20 protein-coding genes are annotated in these 18,342 nt (G+C 72.5%); 8 read left to right on the top strand and 12 right to left on the bottom strand.

Annotated elements, in window-relative coordinates; genetic code table 11:
* Positions 1-16: 16 nt before the first annotated feature.
* Genes Q9R33_RS04175 through Q9R33_RS04155 form a run of 5 tightly spaced genes read right to left on the bottom strand, consistent with a single transcriptional unit; the run spans position 17 to position 3,981 of the window.
* On the bottom strand, positions 17-1,105 hold the full coding sequence (locus Q9R33_RS04175; protein WP_311292962.1) for an ABC transporter ATP-binding protein: 1,089 nt from the start codon (positions 1,103-1,105) through the stop codon (positions 17-19).
* Positions 1,102-1,935 carry an ABC transporter permease gene (locus Q9R33_RS04170; RefSeq protein ID WP_311292961.1) on the bottom strand — a complete coding sequence of 278 codons (834 nt, stop codon included), beginning with the start codon at positions 1,933-1,935 and terminating at the stop codon, positions 1,102-1,104. Before Q9R33_RS04170 ends, Q9R33_RS04175 begins: the two co-directional genes overlap by 4 nt.
* Complete coding sequence (gene modA, locus Q9R33_RS04165; RefSeq protein WP_311292960.1) at positions 1,932-2,738, bottom strand: molybdate ABC transporter substrate-binding protein; 807 nt, start codon at positions 2,736-2,738, stop codon at positions 1,932-1,934. The genes Q9R33_RS04170 and modA overlap by 4 nt, the downstream gene beginning before the upstream one ends.
* Position 2,739: 1 nt before the next feature.
* Positions 2,740-3,132, bottom strand: coding sequence for a TOBE domain-containing protein (locus Q9R33_RS04160; RefSeq protein WP_310245170.1), 393 nt, complete (start codon positions 3,130-3,132; stop codon positions 2,740-2,742).
* A gap of 60 nt (positions 3,133-3,192) precedes the next feature.
* Positions 3,193-3,981: a hypothetical protein gene (locus Q9R33_RS04155; RefSeq protein WP_311292959.1), complete on the bottom strand. Its 789-nt coding sequence runs from the start codon at positions 3,979-3,981 to the stop codon at positions 3,193-3,195.
* Between the two features lie 63 nt (positions 3,982-4,044).
* On the opposite strand from Q9R33_RS04155, the gene Q9R33_RS04150 reads away from it, so the two are divergent.
* A complete protein-coding gene (locus Q9R33_RS04150; protein WP_311292958.1) occupies positions 4,045-4,407 on the top strand; it encodes an MmcQ/YjbR family DNA-binding protein in 363 nt (120 codons plus the stop codon).
* Between the two features lie 24 nt (positions 4,408-4,431).
* On the opposite strand, the gene Q9R33_RS04145 is transcribed toward Q9R33_RS04150, so the two are convergent.
* A complete protein-coding gene (locus tag Q9R33_RS04145; protein ID WP_311292957.1) occupies positions 4,432-5,949 on the bottom strand; it encodes a protein adenylyltransferase SelO family protein in 1,518 nt (505 codons plus the stop codon).
* A gap of 116 nt (positions 5,950-6,065) precedes the next feature.
* Here Q9R33_RS04145 and Q9R33_RS04140 point away from each other — a divergent pair, with 116 nt between their 5' ends.
* The 7 genes from Q9R33_RS04140 to Q9R33_RS04110 all read left to right on the top strand — a co-directional run bounded on the left by Q9R33_RS04140 (position 6,066) and on the right by Q9R33_RS04110 (position 11,124).
* The gene (locus Q9R33_RS04140) at positions 6,066-7,043 is read left to right on the top strand and encodes a phosphotransferase (RefSeq protein ID WP_311292956.1); all 978 of its coding nucleotides are present in this window, start codon (positions 6,066-6,068) and stop codon (positions 7,041-7,043) included.
* Between the two features lie 96 nt (positions 7,044-7,139).
* A complete protein-coding gene (locus Q9R33_RS04135) occupies positions 7,140-8,273 on the top strand; it encodes a ThiF family adenylyltransferase (protein ID WP_311292955.1) in 1,134 nt (377 codons plus the stop codon).
* The gene (glp, locus tag Q9R33_RS04130; protein ID WP_311292954.1) at positions 8,270-9,514 is read left to right on the top strand and encodes a gephyrin-like molybdotransferase Glp; all 1,245 of its coding nucleotides are present in this window, start codon (positions 8,270-8,272) and stop codon (positions 9,512-9,514) included. The genes Q9R33_RS04135 and glp overlap by 4 nt, the downstream gene beginning before the upstream one ends.
* Positions 9,511-10,002 (top strand): cyclic pyranopterin monophosphate synthase MoaC, encoded by a 492-nt coding sequence (gene moaC, locus Q9R33_RS04125; RefSeq protein ID WP_310245160.1) that lies wholly within the window; start codon positions 9,511-9,513, stop codon positions 10,000-10,002. Before glp ends, moaC begins: the two co-directional genes overlap by 4 nt.
* Positions 9,999-10,625: an NTP transferase domain-containing protein gene (locus Q9R33_RS04120; RefSeq protein ID WP_310245159.1), complete on the top strand. Its 627-nt coding sequence runs from the start codon at positions 9,999-10,001 to the stop codon at positions 10,623-10,625. The genes moaC and Q9R33_RS04120 overlap by 4 nt, the downstream gene beginning before the upstream one ends.
* Complete coding sequence (locus Q9R33_RS04115; protein ID WP_056369179.1) at positions 10,622-10,891, top strand: DUF6457 domain-containing protein; 270 nt, start codon at positions 10,622-10,624, stop codon at positions 10,889-10,891. The genes Q9R33_RS04120 and Q9R33_RS04115 overlap by 4 nt, the downstream gene beginning before the upstream one ends.
* Positions 10,891-11,124 (top strand): MoaD/ThiS family protein, encoded by a 234-nt coding sequence (locus tag Q9R33_RS04110; RefSeq protein WP_310245158.1) that lies wholly within the window; start codon positions 10,891-10,893, stop codon positions 11,122-11,124. Before Q9R33_RS04115 ends, Q9R33_RS04110 begins: the two co-directional genes overlap by 1 nt.
* A 327-nt stretch (positions 11,125-11,451) precedes the next feature.
* Here Q9R33_RS04110 and Q9R33_RS04105 read toward each other — a convergent pair whose 3' ends face one another.
* From Q9R33_RS04105 to Q9R33_RS04080, 6 genes are all read right to left on the bottom strand, one after another.
* Positions 11,452-11,892 (bottom strand): molybdenum cofactor biosynthesis protein MoaE, encoded by a 441-nt coding sequence (locus Q9R33_RS04105; protein ID WP_311292953.1) that lies wholly within the window; start codon positions 11,890-11,892, stop codon positions 11,452-11,454.
* On the bottom strand, positions 11,892-12,371 hold the full coding sequence (locus Q9R33_RS04100) for a MogA/MoaB family molybdenum cofactor biosynthesis protein (RefSeq protein ID WP_311292952.1): 480 nt from the start codon (positions 12,369-12,371) through the stop codon (positions 11,892-11,894). Before Q9R33_RS04100 ends, Q9R33_RS04105 begins: the two co-directional genes overlap by 1 nt.
* Before the next feature lie 28 nt (positions 12,372-12,399).
* The gene (locus Q9R33_RS04095) at positions 12,400-14,910 is read right to left on the bottom strand and encodes an FdhF/YdeP family oxidoreductase (RefSeq protein ID WP_311292951.1); all 2,511 of its coding nucleotides are present in this window, start codon (positions 14,908-14,910) and stop codon (positions 12,400-12,402) included.
* A 118-nt stretch (positions 14,911-15,028) separates the two neighbouring features.
* Entirely contained in the window at positions 15,029-15,529 is a 501-nt protein-coding gene (gene lepB, locus Q9R33_RS04090) for a signal peptidase I (RefSeq protein WP_056369167.1), read from the bottom strand.
* 122 nt (positions 15,530-15,651) lie between these two features.
* A complete protein-coding gene (locus tag Q9R33_RS04085; protein WP_311292950.1) occupies positions 15,652-16,338 on the bottom strand; it encodes a DUF305 domain-containing protein in 687 nt (228 codons plus the stop codon).
* A gap of 95 nt (positions 16,339-16,433) precedes the next feature.
* The gene (locus Q9R33_RS04080; RefSeq protein ID WP_311292949.1) at positions 16,434-18,335 is read right to left on the bottom strand and encodes a hypothetical protein; all 1,902 of its coding nucleotides are present in this window, start codon (positions 18,333-18,335) and stop codon (positions 16,434-16,436) included.
* Positions 18,336-18,342: the final 7 nt, after the last annotated feature.

Here is an 18,342-nt window from a genome sequence, read left to right as displayed (position 1 = left end):
CGGCCGAGTCTACGGCTCAGGCCTCGACCACGAATCGCACGTCGGCCGGGTCCACCCGCAGAGTGATCGGATCCCCGGGCGCGAGCCCCGCCGCGCGGTCGGCGGTGACGTCCACCGCGACGTCGGGATCGGCGGTGCGCACCCGCACGCCCGCGGGCGTCTGCTCGAGCCGCACGATGTGCGCGGTCCACTCCGCCGCACCGCTCGGCGCCCCGTCGACGACCCGCACGTCGCTCGGCCGGAAGACGGCCGCGAGCGAAGGATGCTGCGCCCCCGCGGGTAGCGGCAGCACGAGGTTCCCCGCACGCCAGGCCGCAGCATCCACCGTTCCGACCACCCGGTTCAGCCCCGCCACCGCCGCGGCGAACCGCGTCGCCGGCGACGCGAGCACCTCGCGGACGGGACCGGACTGCGTGACGCGGCCGTCCTCGAGCACGACGAGGCGGCTCGCAAGCGCCACCGCGTCGACCGCGTCGTGGGTCGCGACGACCGCCGTGGTACCGGTCGCGGCGAGCTGCTGATGCAGGAGGGCGCGCACGTCGCCGGCGGTCTCGGTGTCGAGCGACGTCAGCGGCTCGTCGAGGAGGATCGCGGCGGGCGCCGTCGCGAGTGCACGCGCGAGCGCGACGCGCTGCTGCTGGCCCCCCGACAGCTGCGCGGGACGGCGCCCGCCGAGATCCTCGAGGCCGACGCGCCGGAGCCAGTCGACGGCTCCGTCCGCGGCGGCGGCTTTGGTCGCGCCGTGCACGCGCAGCCCGAACGCGACGTTGTCGCGCGCGCTGAGGTGCGGGAACAGGCGCGGATCCTGCCCGAGCAGCACCACACCGCGCGACGCGGGCGGTGTGCGGCGTGCGGGAGACTCGTCGAGCGTGCGACCGCCGAGACGCACGTGACCTTCGTCGAACCCCGTCAGCCCCGCGAGCACCCCGAGCAGCGTCGACTTGCCGGCGCCGCTCGGACCCATGAGGGCGACCACGGATCCGCCCGGCACCTGCACAACGGCCTCGAGGGCGAATCCGCCGCGACGCACGACCACGCGGGCGTCGAGGCCCGCTGCGGCGCCGGGCGCGGCATCCCTCCCTCGCTCCGATACGACCGCGCTCATCGCGGCGCCTCTGCTCGCCAAGCGCGCACGAGGAGCAGCACGCCGACGGCGGTCACGAGCAGCAGCAGCGACAGCGCGACGGCCGTGCCCTGCGAGACGCCCGCGCCGTTGAAGGCGGTGTAGATCGCGAGCGGCATGGTCTGCGTCACGCCGGGGGCGTTCCCCGCGAACAGCGCGGTCGCCCCGAACTCGCCGATCGCACGCGCGAAGCACAGCACGATGCCGGCGACCAGCCCCGGGGCGGCGAGCGGAAGCGTCACGCGGGCGAGGATCGTCCAGCGCCCCGCCCCGAGGCCTGCCGCCGCCTGCTCGAAGCCGACCCCCGTCGACCGCAATGCTCCTTCGAGTGCGAGCACGAGGAAGGGCAGCGCGACGAAGGTCTGAGCCATCACGACGGCGGTCGTCGTGAACGGGATGCGGATGCCCCACTCCGCGAGGATCCCGCCGAGCCAGCTCGTCCGGCCGAACAGGAACAGCATCGCCACACCGCCGACCATGGGCGGCAGCACGAGCGGCACCGTCACCAGGGCCCGCAATACGGCTGCCGTGCGCACCGTGCTCCGGGCGATGAGGAGCGCGAGCGGCACCCCCAGCACGACGCACACCACCGTGGCCGCCGCGCCGGTCGCGAGCGAGAGTCCCAGGGCCGACAGCGCCTCGGGCGAGGTGACGTCGCTCCAGAGCGTCCCCCACTCGACCCGCAGCACGAGCGCGCCCAGCGGCAGGATGAGCAGTGCGAGCCCGATCACCGCGGGTACGGCGAGCACACGCGGCACGAACCCCGCGCGCTCCTCGCGTGCGGACGCGTGCGCCGCTTCGGTGGTGGTCACGGGGCCCCGAATCCGAGGGCCCCGAGCACCTCCTGGCCCTTGCCTCCCCGCACGAACGCGACGAACGCGTCAGCGACCTCGGGGTCCGCCGCGGCGGAGAGAGCCACGATCGGGTAGCGGTTCACGATGTCGTCGGCGCCGTCGACCTCGATCGCGTCGACATCAGCGGTGGTCGCCGCATCCGTCACGTAGACAAGACCCGCATCCGCCTCACCGGCGGCGACCTTGGTGAGCACCGCCGTCACGTTCTGCTCGTAGCTGTCGACGCTCGCCGTGACGCCCGCGTTCGAGAGCAGCGTCGCGGCCGCCGCCCCGCACGGCACCTCCGCGGCGCACAGCACGATGGTGAGATCGGCGTTCGCGAGGTCGTCGAGGCTCTCCACGCCGCCCGGGTTGCCGGCAGGCACCACCAGTACGAGCGTGTTGGTCGCGAACAGCTGCGGGCCGGACGCCAGCTTCTCGTCGACGACCTTCTGCATGTTCTTCTCGTCGGCCGACGCGAACACGTCGACCGGAGCACCCTCGATGATCTGGGTCGCGAGCGTCGACGAGCCGTCGTACGTGATCGGCTGGACATCGACGGACGGATGCTGCGCCTCGAACTGGGTCGCCAGCTCATCGAACGCGGCCTTCAGCGATGCCGCCGCGTACACCGTGAGGTCGCCGGCGAGCTCGGGCTCGGCCGAGGTCGTCGGTGCGGACGTCGCCGCCGGACCCTGATCGGCGCCGGTCGCGCAGCCCGTGAGCACCAGCGCGAGCCAGGCGAGGACGACGGCGGTGCGCCGAAGCGCGGAGCGCGGCATGTCAGCCTTTCGGGGTTTCGACGATGACGTTCGTGGCCTTGACCACGGCGACGGCGAGGGAGCCGGGCTCGAGCTCCAGCTCGCGCACCGCCTCGGACGACATGAGCGAGACCACGCGATGCGGTCCGGACTGGATGTCGACCTGCGCCATGACGCCGTCGATCTGCACACGCGTGACGAGCCCGACGAACCGGTTGCGGGCACTGGAGAGCACGTCGGCCGGGTCCTTCGGCGTCGCGGCCAGCCCCACCGCGTGCGCCGCGAGGGCGTCGCCGGGGATCTCGATCGGCGATGCCCCGGTCGTCGGCAGCGTCCCCGCGTCGACCCACCGCCTGACGGTGTCGTCGCTCACGCCGAGAAGGCGCGCCGCTTCGGCGATCTTGTAGCTGCTCACGCCCTCACGCTAGCACCGCAGATGCGTGCATATCTTTTCGGCATCGCCGCACATGCGGAGTCAGCCCTCGGCGGGTGGAGGATGGAGGTAGACATCGATTGTGCTCTCGTGGAGGTGGAAACTGATGACGCTCCCCTCCGCGAGCCATTCGGCGAAGCGCTCACCGACCCACTCGTGGAGAATCGGCTCGACCCCGTGCGGGACGCAGTGATAGTCGAATCTGCCGCTGTGAGGGTCCGAGACGACGACGCAGGTCCCCGGCAGAACACCGTGTTCGACGGAGAACACGTTGATGCCGCGATAGGGCTCGAACTGACGGAGCGTGTCCGGCTCCACGCTGGCGCCGATGTTGTCGAGCACCTCGAGAACGAGAGCGCTCGGCCCGGTCTCGCTCACGCTCTGCTCGGTCTCGGCAAGCTGCAGCGTCGCATCCGGGTGGGGCGCGAGCAGCCAGGTCGTGGCGTAGGCGAGGATCGCGATGACTACGACCGACTCCGCGATCAACGGGAGGAGGCTCCGTGTGGCGGTGACGCGCAGCCACGGCGACTGTGAGGGGTCCGCAGCGGGCGTGGTCGCACCGGCGCCCGGCGCAGTGGTCGCCCGCGAGGGGCCGGCTGGCGCGGCGATTCCGGGGGCGACGGGGGCGACGCTCACCTCGGCGAGGTGCACCGCTTCGAGTTCCCACAACCTCGCCAAGGCCGCAGGGTCGCCCTCGATGTCGGCGTCGGGGCCGTACGCACGCGCGCGCAGGTCGGCCAGTTCGCGGTCGACTGCTGACGGCCGTGAATGTCCACGCGCGAGCCCGAGCGGCTCCGGGTCGGAGTCTGATCCGGCGGACGATCCGTCCACAACCGCAACGTACACCCGAGTCCAGCCTCCCCATAGTGTCCGGCGAGCGAGGATACTGAGGGCGTGACGCCCGAGGAGATCCGCGCGTACTGCGCAGTGAAGTGGGGAGCGTGGGAGGACGTGCCCTGGGAGGACGACCCGGTCTTCAAGGTGGGTCCGGGCGAACGCGGCAAGATCTTCGTCTTCCTCGGCGATGGCAGCTCGATCGTCGTCAAGGCGGCGACGACCCGCGACGAGGCCGACGACTGGCTGACGCGCTATCCGGACGACGCGAGCGTCGCGGCCTATATCGGTCGCTCCGGCTGGAACCGGCTCAGGACCGGCGGCGGCATTCCCGATGACGAGCTTCGCGAGGCGATCGACCGATCCTACGAACTGGTGGTCGCAGGACTGCCGAAGAAGTACCGCGGTCCGGACGCCGAGTAGTCCCCGGCAGGGTCGAGCCCGAGGTCATGTGCCGCAGAAGGTGCGGTGCCGCGGTGTCCCGTCGGGTGCGGGCCGCGCGAAGCGGCGGTACGCGCTCCCGGATCGCTCGGTGTACGGGTCGCGCAGCAGGTCGAGCAGCCGCTCGAAGGGCGTGAGATCTCCGTCCGTCGCTGCCTGCAGCGCCTCCTCGACGATGTGGTTGCGGGCGATGTACAGCGGGTTCGTCGCCCGGATGAGGGCGGCATCCGGCGCCAGCGCCGACCATCGGGCGAGCCACGCGTCCAGTGCGGGCACCCGACCGAGGAAGCGATCGCGCAGCGGCTGCTGATCCTGCTCGGCAGTCGCCGCGAGATCGCGCCAGAACCCGGTGAAGTCGACCTCGTGGTCGGCGAGCAGGTCCAGCGCCGCCTGCGCGAGCTCGGCGGCGAGGTGCGCGTCGATCCGATCGTCGAAGCCGAGCTTCCGCCGGAACGCCACGGCCCAGTGCGACCGATAGCGCGCGTCGAACGTGTCGACCATCTCCGCGGCGACGAGATTCCCGGCCACGGGATCGTCGGCAAGCAGCGGCGCCAGGGCGTCGCCGAGCCGCTCGAGGTTCCATCGCATGATCGAGGGCTGCCTGTCGTAGGCGTAGCGGCCGAACTCGTCGATGGAGCTGAAGTACGCACCGGGGTCGTACGCGTCGAGGAAGGCGCAGGGTCCGTAGTCGATGGTCTCCGCGGACACCAGCACGTTGTCGGTGCTGAGCACGCCGTGCACGAAGCCGGTGCGCATCCAGTCCGCCGTGAGGGCGGCGACCGCGTCCACGATCCCGTCGAGCAGCGCTCGATACGGATGATCGGCGTCGGCCGCCGCCGGGTGGTGGCGTGCGATGACGTGATCCGCGAGCCGGCGCAACAGCTCGGAGTCGCCCCGCGCCTGCACGTATTCGAACGAGCCGAACCGCACGTGGCTGGCCGCGGTGCGTGCGAGCACGGCGCCGGGCAGCACGCGAGCGTCGTGGTCGCGAGGCGCACCGGTGGCGATCACGGCGAGCGCCCGCGTCGTGGGAACGCGCAGCGCGTGCATCGCCTCGGTCATGAGGAACTCGCGAAGCATCGGCCCGACGACGGCGAACCCGTCGACCCGCGACATCGACGTGGGGCCGATCCCCTTCACGTGCACATCGCGCAGTCGTCCCGCGCGGTCACGCCGCTCACCGAGCAGCGCCGCGCGACCGTCGCCGAGGATCGGCTTGAAGACGCCCCACTGATGTCCCGCGTACACCTGAGCCACGGGGACGGATCCCGACCCGAGCGACTCACCGGTCAGGAAGCGCACCCCTTCGGGCGTTCGCAGGTCGTCGGGATCGAGGCCGAGTTCGCCGGCGACATCGTCGTTCAGGACGAGCACCCGCGGCTGCGGGGTGCGGACGGGAGCGACCGGGCGGGAGAGTTCCGGGAGGGCCTCGGCCCAGACTCGTTCCAGCACCGGCGGCTCTCGCTGGTCGACCCGCGTGACCGCCCGGCCCGTCCGCGACACGACACCCACCACGTCACCCATGAACGCAGGCTAGGCCGCGCTCCCGTCCCCCGCGACGGAACATGACGTCGCGCGGCCCCGCGCGTCGCCCCATGACGTGCTTGCCGGCGAAACCGTCGCGGAGCACAGTAGGTGTCATGCTCTCCCGCCGCCAGCAGATCGCCGCGATGCGGCAGGTCGCGCTGGCGGCGCTTCGCGGGTACCCGCTGCCCGAAGGGCGGCTGACCTTCGTCACGCATGGCGAGAACACGACGTTCCGGCACGACAGCACGGCAGGCCGCCACCTCGTCCGGGTGCATCGACCCCAGCGCCACGGCGATGGCGTTGATTCGGCGAGTGCCATCGCCTCCGAGATCGCGTGGCTGCGCAGCATCCGTGACCAAACGACCCTGGAGGTGCCGGAGGCGCTCTCAGCGAACGACGGGGCGGTCACCGTCATCGCCACCGCGGCGGGAGAGACGCGGGTCTGCTCGGTGCTGCGCTGGATGGACGGCCGCATCTACGAGGAGTCCGCGCGCCCGGTGCATCTGGGGCGGCTGGGTGCCGCGATGGCGGCGCTGCACGACCACGCGGACGCCTGGACTCCGCCGGAGGACTTCGTGCGGATCCGGTGGGACCACGAGACCTTCTTCGGCGACGGCATGATCTACGGCGGCATCCCCGCGGCGGAGTGCTGGCGGCTGCTGCCGACGCCCGTCCGCGTCCGGTTCGAAGCCGTCGCCGACCGCATGGCCGACGTCTTCGCGGCCGGCGACGACGTCGGCCTCATCCACGCCGACCTCCACCTCGGCAATGTGCTCTTCGAGGGTGACCGGGTCAAGCTGATCGACTTCGACGACTGCGGCACCGGGCCGCGGCTGTACGAACTGGCGGTCGCGCTGTGGGAGTACCGCCTCGAGGACGACTACCCCGCGTACGTCGAGGCGCTGCGCACGGGGTACGAGACGCGCCGCTCGGTCGACCTCTCGCGCGTCGACGACTACATCGCCGTCCGTCAGGTCGGCTTCGGGCTCTGGTACACCGGCACAGCGCAGGTCAACCCGGCGTTCGCGGCGAGACTCGGCATCGTCGACGACTGGTCGCTCGAGATGCTCGACGCCTGCGAACACCGCTGAGCTGCGCCCCGCCGGCGGGCCGGGCGACCGGCGAAGGACAGATCGGAGCTGCCGGACGACCGGCCTTCGGGCGACGGGCGCGGCTAGCCTGAGGACATGGCATTTCCCCCGCTCGTCGAGCCGGTCGCCGAGCTGACCGACGCCGAACGCACGCGCACCGCCCGTCACCGTGTGCTGGCCGGCTTCGGCGAGATCGCCCAGCGCCGGCTCGCCGCGGCACACGTCGCGGTCGTCGGGGCCGGCGGTCTCGGCTCCCCCGTCGTGCTCGCCCTCGCGGCCGCGGGGGTCGGCACCATCACCGTCATCGACGACGACCGGGTCGAGGCATCCAATCTCCAGCGCCAGGTCATGCATCGGGTGAGCGATGTGGGGGCGCCGAAGGTCGACTCCGCGGTGCGCATCGCCGCAGACCTCTCACCCACCACCGTGGTGCGTCCGGTGCGGGCGCTGCTCACGCCCGACAACGCCGCGCAGCTCCTGTCGAACGCGCACATCGTGGTCGACGGCACCGACACGTTCGAGACCCGCGAGGCTGTCGCCGCGGCCTGCGAGCAGCTGGGCGTGCCGCTCGTGTGGGGTGTCGTGCAGGAGTTCCACGCGCAGGTCACCGTCTTCTGGTCGGCCCCGCCCGAGGGTGAGCGACCGGTCGGACTCGCGGATCTGTACCCGCCGGACGCCGGGCGCGAAGCCCCGTCGTGCGCGCAGGTCGGCGTGCTCGGCTCCCTGTGCCTGCAGGTGGGGTCGATCCTCGCGACCGAGACCGTGAAGCTGATCACCGGGGTCGGCGAGCCGCTCCTGGGCCGGGTGCTCGTGATCGACGCGCTCCGTGGTCGCACCGACGAGGTGCCGCTGCGACCGGCGTCGAGGGGCACTGCGGCTGCACCCACGGCACCGGCATCGAGCCACGGCGATGCGGCACCGCGCCCCGCCATCCCGCAGCTCTCCCCTGCGGAGGCGCTGGCCGCCCAACGCGCCGGCACCGTGCTGCTCGACGTGCGCGAGCCCTTCGAGACCGAGCGGGGCGTCATCCCGGGTTCGATGCTGCTGCCCCTCGGCGACGTGCTCGCCGACCCGTCGCGGGTCGGGGCGCCGGCCGTGGTCGTCGTCTGCCAGGTGGGCATGCGCGCGCAGCGCGCAGCGGCGGCTCTGCGTGACGCCGGGGTCGAGGCATCCGTCCTCGCCGGAGGCATCGACGCGTACAGCCGTGACATCAGCGCGGTGCGCGCGTGAGCGGGCTCCGCGCCGTCGAGGAGCAGCTCGCCGACGTGCTGGCCGCCGCCCGGCCGCTGCCCGCTGAGCGCATCCTTCTCGCGGACGCCCACGGCCGCACGCTCAGCGAGCCGGTGCGGGCGGCCGTCGACATCCCCGTGTTCGACAACTCCGCCATGGACGGCTTCGCCGTGCGCTTCGCGGATGTCATGGATGCCGCCCCCGACGCCCCGGTCAGCCTCCAGGTCGTCGCCGACCTGCCTGCCGGGACCGCCGCCGATCCCCCGCTCACATCCGGTGAGGCCGCCCGCATCATGACGGGATCGCCCGTCCCGTCCGACGCCGATGCGATCGTGCCCTTCGAGGACACGGCCGGCGGACTCGCCGACTCACTGGGGTCGATCTCGGTGCTGCGCGCGCCGCGCGCGGTCGGCGCGCACGTGCGCCGTGCAGGAGAAGACGCGCGTACCGGCGACGAGGTGCTCCCCGCGGGCGTCGTGCTCGGCGCGCTGCAGGTCGCGGCAGTCGCGGCGTGCGGCGTCGCGGAGGTGGCCGTCTCGCGGCGACCTCGTGTGGCGGTCATCTCGACCGGCAGCGAGCTGGTCGAGCCCGGGGCGCCGCTGCGCCGCGGGCAGATCCCCGAGTCGAACAGCCTGCTGCTCGCCGCCCTCGCCACCGACGCGGGCGCCGAGGTCGTGCGGCGCGCCAGCGTTCCCGACGAGCCGGGCGACCTCGACGCGGTGCTGTCGGAGGTGACCGATCCGCGGTCAGCGCACCCTGCCGACGTCGTCGTCTTCTCGGGCGGTGTGAGCGCGGGCGCCTACGAGGTCGTGAAGACGACGCTCGCGCGCACGATGACGTTCTCGAAAGTCGCGATGCAGCCCGGCAAGCCCCAGGGCTTCGGCCGCCTGCCCTCGGGCGCGCTGCTGTTCGGTCTGCCCGGAAACCCGGTCAGCGCCGCCGTGTCGTTCGAGGTCTTCGTGCGGCCCACCCTGCTGCTCATGCAGGGTCGGCTCGTGCGGGAACACCGCGTTCTCACGCTGCCCGCGGCCACCGATTGGCGCACGCCGCCCGGGCGGCGGCAGTACCTTCCCGTCATCATCGACCGCACCGACCCCAGCGCATGGCGCGTGATCCCCGCGACCACCGGCGGATCACACCTCGCCGGCGGACTCGGCCGCGCCGAGGCGTACGCCGTCGTGCCGGCGGAGGTGGACGCCGTCGCGGCGGGCGACCTCGTCGATGTCATGCTGATCTCATGAGCACCGAGCAGCCGACGTTCACGCACCTCGACGAGGCGGGACACGCCCGCATGGTGGACGTGACCCTCAAGCAGCCGACGGTGCGCTCCGCCACCGCGCGCGGGTTCGTCCGGTGCGCTCCCGACGTCGTCGCCGCGCTGCGTGACGGTTCGGTGCCGAAGGGCGACGTGCTCGCCGTCGCCCGCATCTCGGGGATCCAGGCCGCAAAGCGCACCCCCGAGCTCCTGCCCCTCGCGCACGTCATCGGCGTGCACGGCGCCACGGTCGACCTCGCGATCGTCGACCACGGGGTGAGCATCGAGGCGACGGTACGCACCGCCGACCGCACCGGCGTCGAGATGGAGGCGCTCACCGCGGTCTCGGTCGCCGCGCTGGCGGTCGTCGACATGGTGAAGGGCCTCGACAAGGGCACCTCGATCGAGAACGTGCGCATCGTGACGAAGACCGGCGGCAAGAGCGGCGACTGGCACCGCCCGGGCGAGGCATGACCTCGACTCTCGGCGGCCTTGGCGCGATCCTGCTCGCCGGCGGCCGCGCGTCTCGCGTCGACGGTGCGGCGAAGCCGCTGTTCGATGTGGGCGGACGCACCCTGTTGGCGGCAGCGGTGGCAGCAGCGGCGGATGCGGCAGCCCGGCCGCTCACGGTGGTGGCGCCTGTCCTCGACGAGACGCTGCCCGTCACCTGGGTGCGCGAGGACCCGCCGTTCACCGGACCGGCGGCGGCCGTGGTCGCGGCACTCGCCTCCTGGCGGGAGGAGGACGACCCGACGTGGACGCTCCTGCTCGCATGCGACCTCCCCGGCGTCGGCGCCGCGGTGCGGCGGCTGGTTGACGACATCCTGCTCCTCCCCGCCGAGAGCGACGGCCTCTGCCTGGCCGACGCGTCGAGCCGGCCGCAGTGGCTGATCGGCGCCTATCGCACGAGCGCGCTGCGGGCCGCGGCATCCGTTCTTCCCGATGCCGGTCGTGACGCCCCCGTCCGCGCGCTGCTCGACGATCTCGCGATCACGGTCGTCGCAGCGCCCGACGACCTGACCCGCGACGTCGACACGTGGGAGGATCTGGAGGAGGCCCGAAGGAGGGCCGAGCACGCATCGGAGGAGCCGTCATGAGCGAGCAGTCCCGCACCCTTCCGCCCGAGGCCCTCGACGCGTGGGCCGACGCGCTGCGCGAGCGGTTCGACCTCGCGCCGGAAGAGCTTCCCGTGGCGCTGATCCTCGATCTGGCACGCGACGTCGCGCTCGGGGTCGCACGCCCGGCGGCCCCGTTCAGCGCGTTCGCCGCCGGACTCGTCGCCGGTCGCGCGGGCGGCTCGCCCGAAGACACGGCGGCCGCGGTAGCCGCGATCACCGCGATGGCGAACGAGTGGGAGGTCTAGTGGCCGTCGTCCGCTACTTCGCCGCCGCCCAGGAGGCGACCGGCCTCGACTCCGAGCGCCGCTCCGAGACCACGCTGGGCGAGCTGCGCGAGGCGGTTTCGGCGGCCCACCCGGGCCTCGGCGGGATCCTCCCCCGCTGCGCCGTGCTCGTCGGCGGTTCGCGCGTCGACGACGACACCCCTCTCAGCGCCGACGAGCTCGTCGACGTGCTGCCGCCCTTCGCCGGCGGCTGACGAGCCGCTCCGCCCCAGCAACCCTCCGGCCCACGCACCCTTCGCACCCTCGAACACACAATCGGATCCGCGCCTGCGGACCGAGCACGCGACACGCCGACACCGCCTGCCGCGCACCGGCGTGTCGGCCCCCGCATCCGCTGCTGCGGATCCGACGATGGGCGCGAGCGGTGCCGGGGTGCCGACGCCCGCATCCGCTGCTGCGGATCCGCGCCTGCGGACCGAGCACGCGACACGCCGACACCGCCTGCCGCGCACCGGCGTGTCGACGCCCGCATCCGCTGCTGCGGATCCGAGGATGAACGCGGGCGGCGCCGGCGTGCGCGATCAGCCGCCGAGGCCGAGCCAGGTCGCGGTGCCGTCGGACTCGACCTGACGCTTCCACACCGGGAGGTCGGTCTTGATCGTCTCGATGAGCGTGCGGCAGACCTCGAAGGCCTCCGCCCGGTGCGCCGAGGCGACCGCGATCACGACGGCGGCATCGCCGACCTGGAGGGTTCCGACCCGGTGCGACACCGCGACGAGGGCGCCGGTCGAGCCGATGGCGGCCGCCGCCAGCCGGGAGAGCGTCACCGCGGCGTCGGGGTGAGCGGAGTATTCGAGGGCGACGACGGCGGTGGCGGCATCCGGATCGTGATCGCGCACGCGCCCCACGAACGTCGTGACGGCGCCCATGTGCGCGTCGTCGACGGCGCGCAGGTGGGCGTCGAGGTCGAGCGGCTCGGCGCTGATCGCCGCGACCCGGACGGCATCGGTCGACACGGCCATCAGTGGTCGCTCCCGCCGAGCTGGTCGAGCACGTGGCGGGCGACCGAGACGACGACGGGCATGCCGGATGCCACGCCCCCGGGCGATCCCGGAAGGTTCACCACGAGCACCCCGTGGGGGTCGACGACGCCGGCCATCCCGCGCGTGAGCATGCCCACGGGCTTCTCGGCGGCACCGCGACGACGCAGCTCCTCGGAGATGCCGGGGATCTGACGGGTCACCACGCGCGCCGTGCCCTCGGGCGTCTGATCGCGCGGCGAGACCCCCGTCCCGCCGGTCGTGACGATGAGCTTGACGCCCGCGACGACCTCCGCGGTGAGAGCACGCTCGACGCTGTCGGCGCCGTCGGGGACGACGACGGCATCTGCGCAGTCGAAGCCGGCCTCACGGAGCGCGGCGACGGCGAGCGGTCCGCTCGCGTCCGTCCGCGAACCCGCGGCCGAGCGGTCCGACACGGTGACGACAGCGGCTCGGGTCATGCGTCCAGCCTAGGCGCGGGCGCGCAGATCACGCGCGGCGCTCGAGCCGCACGATCACCGACTTCGACGTGGGTGTGCCCGAGACGTCGGCGACCGAGTCGAGGGGCACGAGCACGTTCGTCTCGGGATAGTACGCGGCGGCGTTCCCCCGCGGCGTGCGGTAGGCGACGATGCGGAACTCCTCGGCGCGGCGCTCCTCGATCGTGCCGTCGGGGCGCGTCCACTCCGAGACGAGGTCGACGACGTCGTTCTCAGCGAAGCCGAGCGACACGATGTCCTTCGCGTTCACGAGCACCACGCGACGACCCCCGTGGATGCCGCGGTACCGGTCGTCCTTGCCGTAGATCGTGGTGTTGTACTGGTCGTGCGAGCGGAGGGTCTGCAGCAGGACCCGACCGCGCGGGATCACCGGATACTCCAGCCGGTTCACCGTGAACCGCGCCTTGCCGTCGACGGTCGCGAAACGGCGCGCGTCGCGCGGGCCGTTCGGCAGGTGCAGCGTGCGCCCCTTGTCGATGCGCTCCTCGTAGTCGTCGAAGCCCGGCACGACCCGCTCGATGTGCGCGCGGATGAGCGCATAGTCGGCCTCGAGCGCCGCCCAGTCCGCCTGCGGGACGTTGGACGGATGCTGCACCCCGGCCGGATCCGGACGCTCGGCCTCCGCGGCGCCGTGCTCGGGAAGCCCGTGGTCGGACTGCGGCCTGCCACTGCCCCGCTCGGTGGTGACGAGCGGAGGGGATGTGGGGATCGGAGGAGCGGATGCTGCGAAGCCGTCCTCCGCTCGCGACATCTCCTCCGCTCGTGACGGCGTTGCCGAGGCTTCCGCGGTGCCGAAGACCAGCGCGCTCAGCCGTGCGACGATCGCCACCTCGCTGAGCAGCTCCTCCGAGGGCGGGGCGAGTCGCCCGCGCGAGGAGTGGACAGCGCCCATCGAGTCCTCCACCGTGACCCGCTGCTCGCGTCCGCCGCGGCGGTCGCGGTCGGTGCGCCCGAGCGTCGGGAGGATGAGGGCGCGGCGGCCGGTGACCACGTGCGATCGGTTGAGCTTCGTCGACACGTGCACGGTGAGCCCCACCCTCGTCATCCCCGCCTCGACGACGGCGGTGTCGGGCGTGGCCGAGACGAAGTTGCCGCCCATGCTCATGAAGAACCGCACCTGCCCGTCGCGCATCGCCCGGATCGCCTGCACCGTGTCGAAGCCGTGCTCGCGCGGCGCGGCGAACCCGAACTCGGCGTCGAGCGCGTCGAGGAACGCCGTCGACGGCTTCTCATAGATGCCCACGGTGCGGTCGCCCTGCACGTTCGAGTGCCCGCGGACAGGGCACACGCCGGCGCCCGGGCGTCCGATGTTGCCCTGCAGCAGCAGCACGTTGACGACCTCGCGCAGCGTCGGCACGGAGTGCTTGTGCTGGGTCAGACCCATCGCCCAGCAGACGATCGTGGCCTTCGACGTGCGCACGGCCTCGCCGACCCGTCGCAGCGCGTTCTCGGGCAGCCCCGTGGCGACGACGAGGTCGCGCCACGCAGCATCCGTCATCGCCTGACGGTAGGCGTCGAAACCGCTCGTGTGCTCCGCGATGAAGGCGTGGTCGAGAACCCCGCCCTCGGCGGCCTCGGCCTCGAGGAGGTGCTTGCCGATGGCCTGGAACAGCGCCTGGTCGCCGCCCAGCCGGATCTGCACGAACTCGTCGGCGAGCTTCGTGCCACCGAACGCGACGCCGCGCACCGTCTGCGGGTTCTCGAACCGCATCAGCCCGGCCTCGGGCAGCGGGTTGACGGCGATGATCGTCGCGCCGCGCTGCTTGGCCTTCTCGAGGGCCGACAGCATGCGGGGATGGTTGGTGCCCGGGTTCTGGCCGGCGACGATGAGCAGGTCGGCCTCGTGGACGTCCTCGATCGAGACGGTGCCCTTGCCGATGCCGATCGTCTCGGTGAGCGCCGAGCCCGACGACTCGTGGCACATGTTCGAGCAGTCGGGCAGGTTGTTGGTGCCGAGGCCGCGCACGAGCAGCTGGTAGAGGAACGCCGCCTCGTTCGAGGTGCGGCCGGACGTGTAGAAGACCGCCTCGTCGGGGTCGTCGAGGGCCTTGAGCTCGTCGGCGACGAGGGCGAGCGCGTCGTCCCACGAGATCGGGCGGTAGTGCGTCGCGCCGTCCTCGAGCACCATCGGGTGCGTCAGGCGCCCCTGCTGCCCGAGCCACCAGTCGTCGTGGGCGCGCAGCTCGTCGAGCGAGTGCGCCGCGAAGAACTCCGGACCCACGCGGCGCAGCGTCGCCTCCTCGGCGACCGCCTTCGCGCCGTTCTCGCAGAACTCCGCGATGTGGCGCTTGTCCTCCTCGGGCCACGCGCAGCCGGGGCAGTCGAAGCCGTCCTTCTGGTTGACGCGCATCAGCGTCTGCACCGAGCGCGCGACCCCCATCTGCTCGTTCGCGATCCCGAGCGCGTGCAGCACCGCCGGCACGCCCACCGCGACCTTCTTGGGTCGCGACACGTGCACGCGGGTCTCGTCGATGTCGGCTGTCGGGGGCTTCGTCGCCATGCCTCCAGGCTATGCCTCGCTCGGCTCTCGAGGGCCGAGCACCCGCCTCGCAGCCGGTTCGACTTTGGATGACGGATGCTGCGCCCCACGTTTCACCGTCGTCCGAAAGGTGAAGGGATCAGGCACCCCACCAGAGACGCACCGTCCCCCGGAGGTCGCCGAGCGGCACGGCGCCCTGGCCGGGCTCGGACACCGAGAGGCGCGAGTCCGCCGAGCCGGCGCGGTTGTCGCCCATGACCCAGACGGACCCCTCGGGCACGGTGACGCGGAACGGGATGGCGCCACCCGGACGCACCTCGCCGGCGTACGGCTCGTCAAGCGGATGGTCGTTGACGAGCAGCCGACCGCTGCCCGCTTCGCAGCAGACCACGATGTCTCCGCCGACGCCGACGATCCGCTTCACGATGAGCGTGTCGGGCGTGCCCGACCAGCCCTCGCGGTCGACGAGGAGGACGACATCGCCGCGGGCTGGCGCGCTCCAGCGATCGAACACGACGGTGGCGCCGCTGTGCAGGGTCGGGCTCATCGAGTCGTGGCGCACCGTTGCGACGCCGAAGGCGGCGGCGACCACGAGCGCGGAGACGACGGGAGCCGCAACCGCTCCGATGGCCACGAGCATGCCCCGCCTGCGGCCGCCCCGCGCGCCGCCGCCACGCTTCGACAGGTCAACCGCGGTCTCGCAGGATCCGACCCGGCGCGAATCGCCTGTCGAAGCCCTGATGACCTGTTGAGCGACCGAGATCACGGCGCCTCGGCGAGCAGCGCCGTCATCGCGGCGATCTCGCGTTCTTGTTCGACGAGCACATGCTTGCCGGAGTTCCGGACGAACGCGTTCGACCCCTCGCGGACGGCGCTCTCGGCCATCTCGAGCGCGCCCTCGTGGTGCGCGATCATCAGCTCGAGGAACATCCGGTCGGCGGCGGCCCCGTCGGCCGCGGCCAGCGCGGCCAGCTGCTCGGCGGTCGCCATGCCCTTCATCTCCGAGTGTGCGTGGTCGCCGCAGCCGGTCGGGATCGCACCGGCGGCGGCCGGGGCACCGCCGTGACCCTGGTGGCCGACGGCCGCACCCTCGGCGGGGATGGCGCCGCGCCACGCGGTCTGCCACGCGCGCATCGTGTCGATCTCGGCGGTCTGGTCCGCGACGATGAACTCGGCGAGCGCGCGTGTGCGCTCGCGCACGCCAGCGGCCTCGAGCACCAGGCCGCTCAGTTCGAGCGCCTGCTCGTGGTGCGGGATCATGCCCTCGATGTAGCAGTGGTCCTCGAGCGTCGGGTAGGCGGCGGTGGCGGCATCCGTCATCGCACCTGACGCTGCCGCCTGCGGAGCCGAGTCCTTCGGCGTCGTCAGCGCGAGCGCGACCGCGGCACCGCCGACGATCACGGTCGACAGGGCCAGCACGACGCCGAGTGCGGCGATGCGGTTGCGCAACAGTGGTCCCTTTCTGTCGGATGCCTCGTCCCCGGCGAGGTGCGCCGAGGGAGGGTCCCGCGGGACGGCGCCGGGCGCCGCCCCGCGGGAGCGGGTCAGGCGTGAGCCTTCAGGCTCTGCTGACGCCGCAGGTACCACGAGGTGCCGGCGAGGCCCGCCCCGGCGACCAGGAGCACGAGCCCCGAGAGCGCCCAGCGGTTCGCGTCGGTTCCTGTGGTGGCGAGAGCGCCGAACACCGCCGCGGGCGACGCGGACGCCACCGTGAACGTGCCCTGCGCCACCGCCGACGAGGTCTGTCCGGTCAGCACGAGGGTGTGCTCGCCGGCCGGCGTGGCCGACGGGACGACGAACTGCGCGCTCACGACGCCCTCGCTGTCGGCGACGAACGTGCCGACGTCGACGGGGTCGGAGTGCAGCACGGCGCTCACCGTCTCTCCCGGGGTGAAGCCGCCGGCTGTGGCCGTCTGCGCGGCCCCCGGAGCGACCTCACCCGAGCCGAACGTCACGGGCGCGGCGGCCGGCGTAGCCCCGTTCCCGTTCCCGTTGCCGTTGCCGTTCCCGTTCCCGTTTCCGTTGCCGTTCCCGTTGCCATTGCCGTTGCCCGGCGTGGTCGGCGTCGCGGTCGGGGTGGGCTCACCCGTCGGCTCGGTCGTCGGGGTGGGCGTGGGCGACGCCGTCGGCGTCGGCGTGATGTTGGGGTTCGGAACGCCCCGCATGTCGCCGTTGACCCACTTGCGGCCCTCGGGGATGTTGGGGTTCTGCGCGGCGAAGTCGCGCGGGTAGAGGGTGAAACCCTGCCAGTGGATCGGCATGGGGCTCTGGTCCTCGTCTCGGTTGATGTGGTGGAAGCCGACGTTCACCCACGCCACCGGGTCCTCGAGCGACTCGCCGTCGGCGATGTAGTCGGTGACCATCTGGCCCGCCTTCGACGGGATGAGGTTGTGGCTCGCGTGGACCTCGTCCGACTTCGCCGACGTGAACGCGATGTCGAAGTCGGTCTCGGGGTTGAGGTTGTAGGCCTGGTCGCGCGGCACGATGATCTCGTACGAGCGGGCGTGGCCGTCCGCGTTGAGGCTCTCCGGGTTCACGACCCGGTACGCCTCGCGGTTCGCGCCCATCGTCTTGGTCTCGTTCGTGATCTGGGTGAGCTGCGTCTCGAGGATCGCGGTGTGGCCGGTGTCGCCCGTCGTGCCGTACTCGCCCGTCGGGGTGGTGGCGAACTTCTCGACGACCTGGTTCGCGCCCGAGTCGATGCCGAAGTCCACGCGCCAGAAGGCCGAGTGGTAGTGGTTGACGGCGAAGTCCTCCTGGCCCGGCGCGATCGGCCAGCCCTGGTTGACGACGTTCACGTAGTCGTTGGGCGACAGGTCGCCGGTCGCTCCGAGGCGCACCGAGATCTCGCCGTCGTCGTGGAACCGGTACTCGGTCTGGTACTCGTACCAGCCGATGCGGGACACCGTGTGCAGCACGAGGTCGGTGCCCTGCGCCGCGTAGAGCGCGTCGCGGGCGATGTTCGAGCGGTACGCGAGACCCGAGTCCTCCTCGCCGATGCAGAGCGCGGGGATCGCGCCGCGGGTCGGGTCGGCCCACGCGTTGAAGACCTCGCCGACCGGGCAGTCGACCGCCTCGATCGCCTGCAGACGACGACCGCCGACCTGGTAGGTGGTGACGTCGTTGTACTCGGTGGCGCCGGTGTCGTACGGCACGTTGAGCTGCGCGAGCGCGATCGAGTCGAGCACGAGGATCGGCGCCGCGTCATCGCGCGGCTGGTAGGCGATCTTGTCGAGGACGAGGCCGCGGTAGGTGTCGAGGCGCCAGCACATCTGCCAGCTCGAGCCGGACTCCAGCGTCTCCGAGACGAGGGATTCGCCGGAGCAGGATGCCTCGGTGACGGTCTGCGCAGATGCCGCGGCCGGCGCCGACAGCACGAGGCCGCCCGCGAGGAGGGCCATCGCGGTGCCCGCGCCGAGAAGCCGGCGGAGGGAGGTTCGTTTCATCGGGGGT

The sequence above is a fragment of the Microbacterium sp. PRC9 genome (assembly GCF_031844125.1).
GTDB lineage: Bacteria > Actinomycetota > Actinomycetes > Actinomycetales > Microbacteriaceae > Microbacterium.
The sequence above is the reverse complement of the archived record's forward strand: the minus strand, read 5'-3'. Positions and strand labels throughout refer to the sequence as shown.

Bases quoted from the DNA above. Each gene is read 5' to 3' on its own strand.
- Q9R33_RS04175 (WP_311292962.1), bottom strand. From the start codon at position 1,105: ATGAGCGCGGTCGTATCGGAGCGAGGGAGGGATGCCGCGCCCGGCGCC.
- modA (WP_311292960.1), bottom strand. From the start codon at position 2,738: ATGCCGCGCTCCGCGCTTCGGCGCACCGCCGTCGTCCTCGCCTGGCTC.
- Q9R33_RS04145 (WP_311292957.1), bottom strand. From the start codon at position 5,949: ATGGGTGACGTGGTGGGTGTCGTGTCGCGGACGGGCCGGGCGGTCACG.
- Q9R33_RS04140 (WP_311292956.1), top strand. From the start codon at position 6,066: ATGCTCTCCCGCCGCCAGCAGATCGCCGCGATGCGGCAGGTCGCGCTG.
- Q9R33_RS04135 (WP_311292955.1), top strand. From the start codon at position 7,140: ATGGCATTTCCCCCGCTCGTCGAGCCGGTCGCCGAGCTGACCGACGCC.
- moaC (WP_310245160.1), top strand. From the start codon at position 9,511: ATGAGCACCGAGCAGCCGACGTTCACGCACCTCGACGAGGCGGGACAC.
- Q9R33_RS04120 (WP_310245159.1), top strand. From the start codon at position 9,999: ATGACCTCGACTCTCGGCGGCCTTGGCGCGATCCTGCTCGCCGGCGGC.
- Q9R33_RS04115 (WP_056369179.1), top strand. From the start codon at position 10,622: ATGAGCGAGCAGTCCCGCACCCTTCCGCCCGAGGCCCTCGACGCGTGG.
- Q9R33_RS04105 (WP_311292953.1), bottom strand. From the start codon at position 11,892: ATGGCCGTGTCGACCGATGCCGTCCGGGTCGCGGCGATCAGCGCCGAG.
- Q9R33_RS04100 (WP_311292952.1), bottom strand. From the start codon at position 12,371: ATGACCCGAGCCGCTGTCGTCACCGTGTCGGACCGCTCGGCCGCGGGT.
- Q9R33_RS04095 (WP_311292951.1), bottom strand. From the start codon at position 14,910: ATGGCGACGAAGCCCCCGACAGCCGACATCGACGAGACCCGCGTGCAC.
- lepB (WP_056369167.1), bottom strand. From the start codon at position 15,529: ATGCTCGTGGCCATCGGAGCGGTTGCGGCTCCCGTCGTCTCCGCGCTC.
- Q9R33_RS04080 (WP_311292949.1), bottom strand. From the start codon at position 18,335: ATGAAACGAACCTCCCTCCGCCGGCTTCTCGGCGCGGGCACCGCGATG.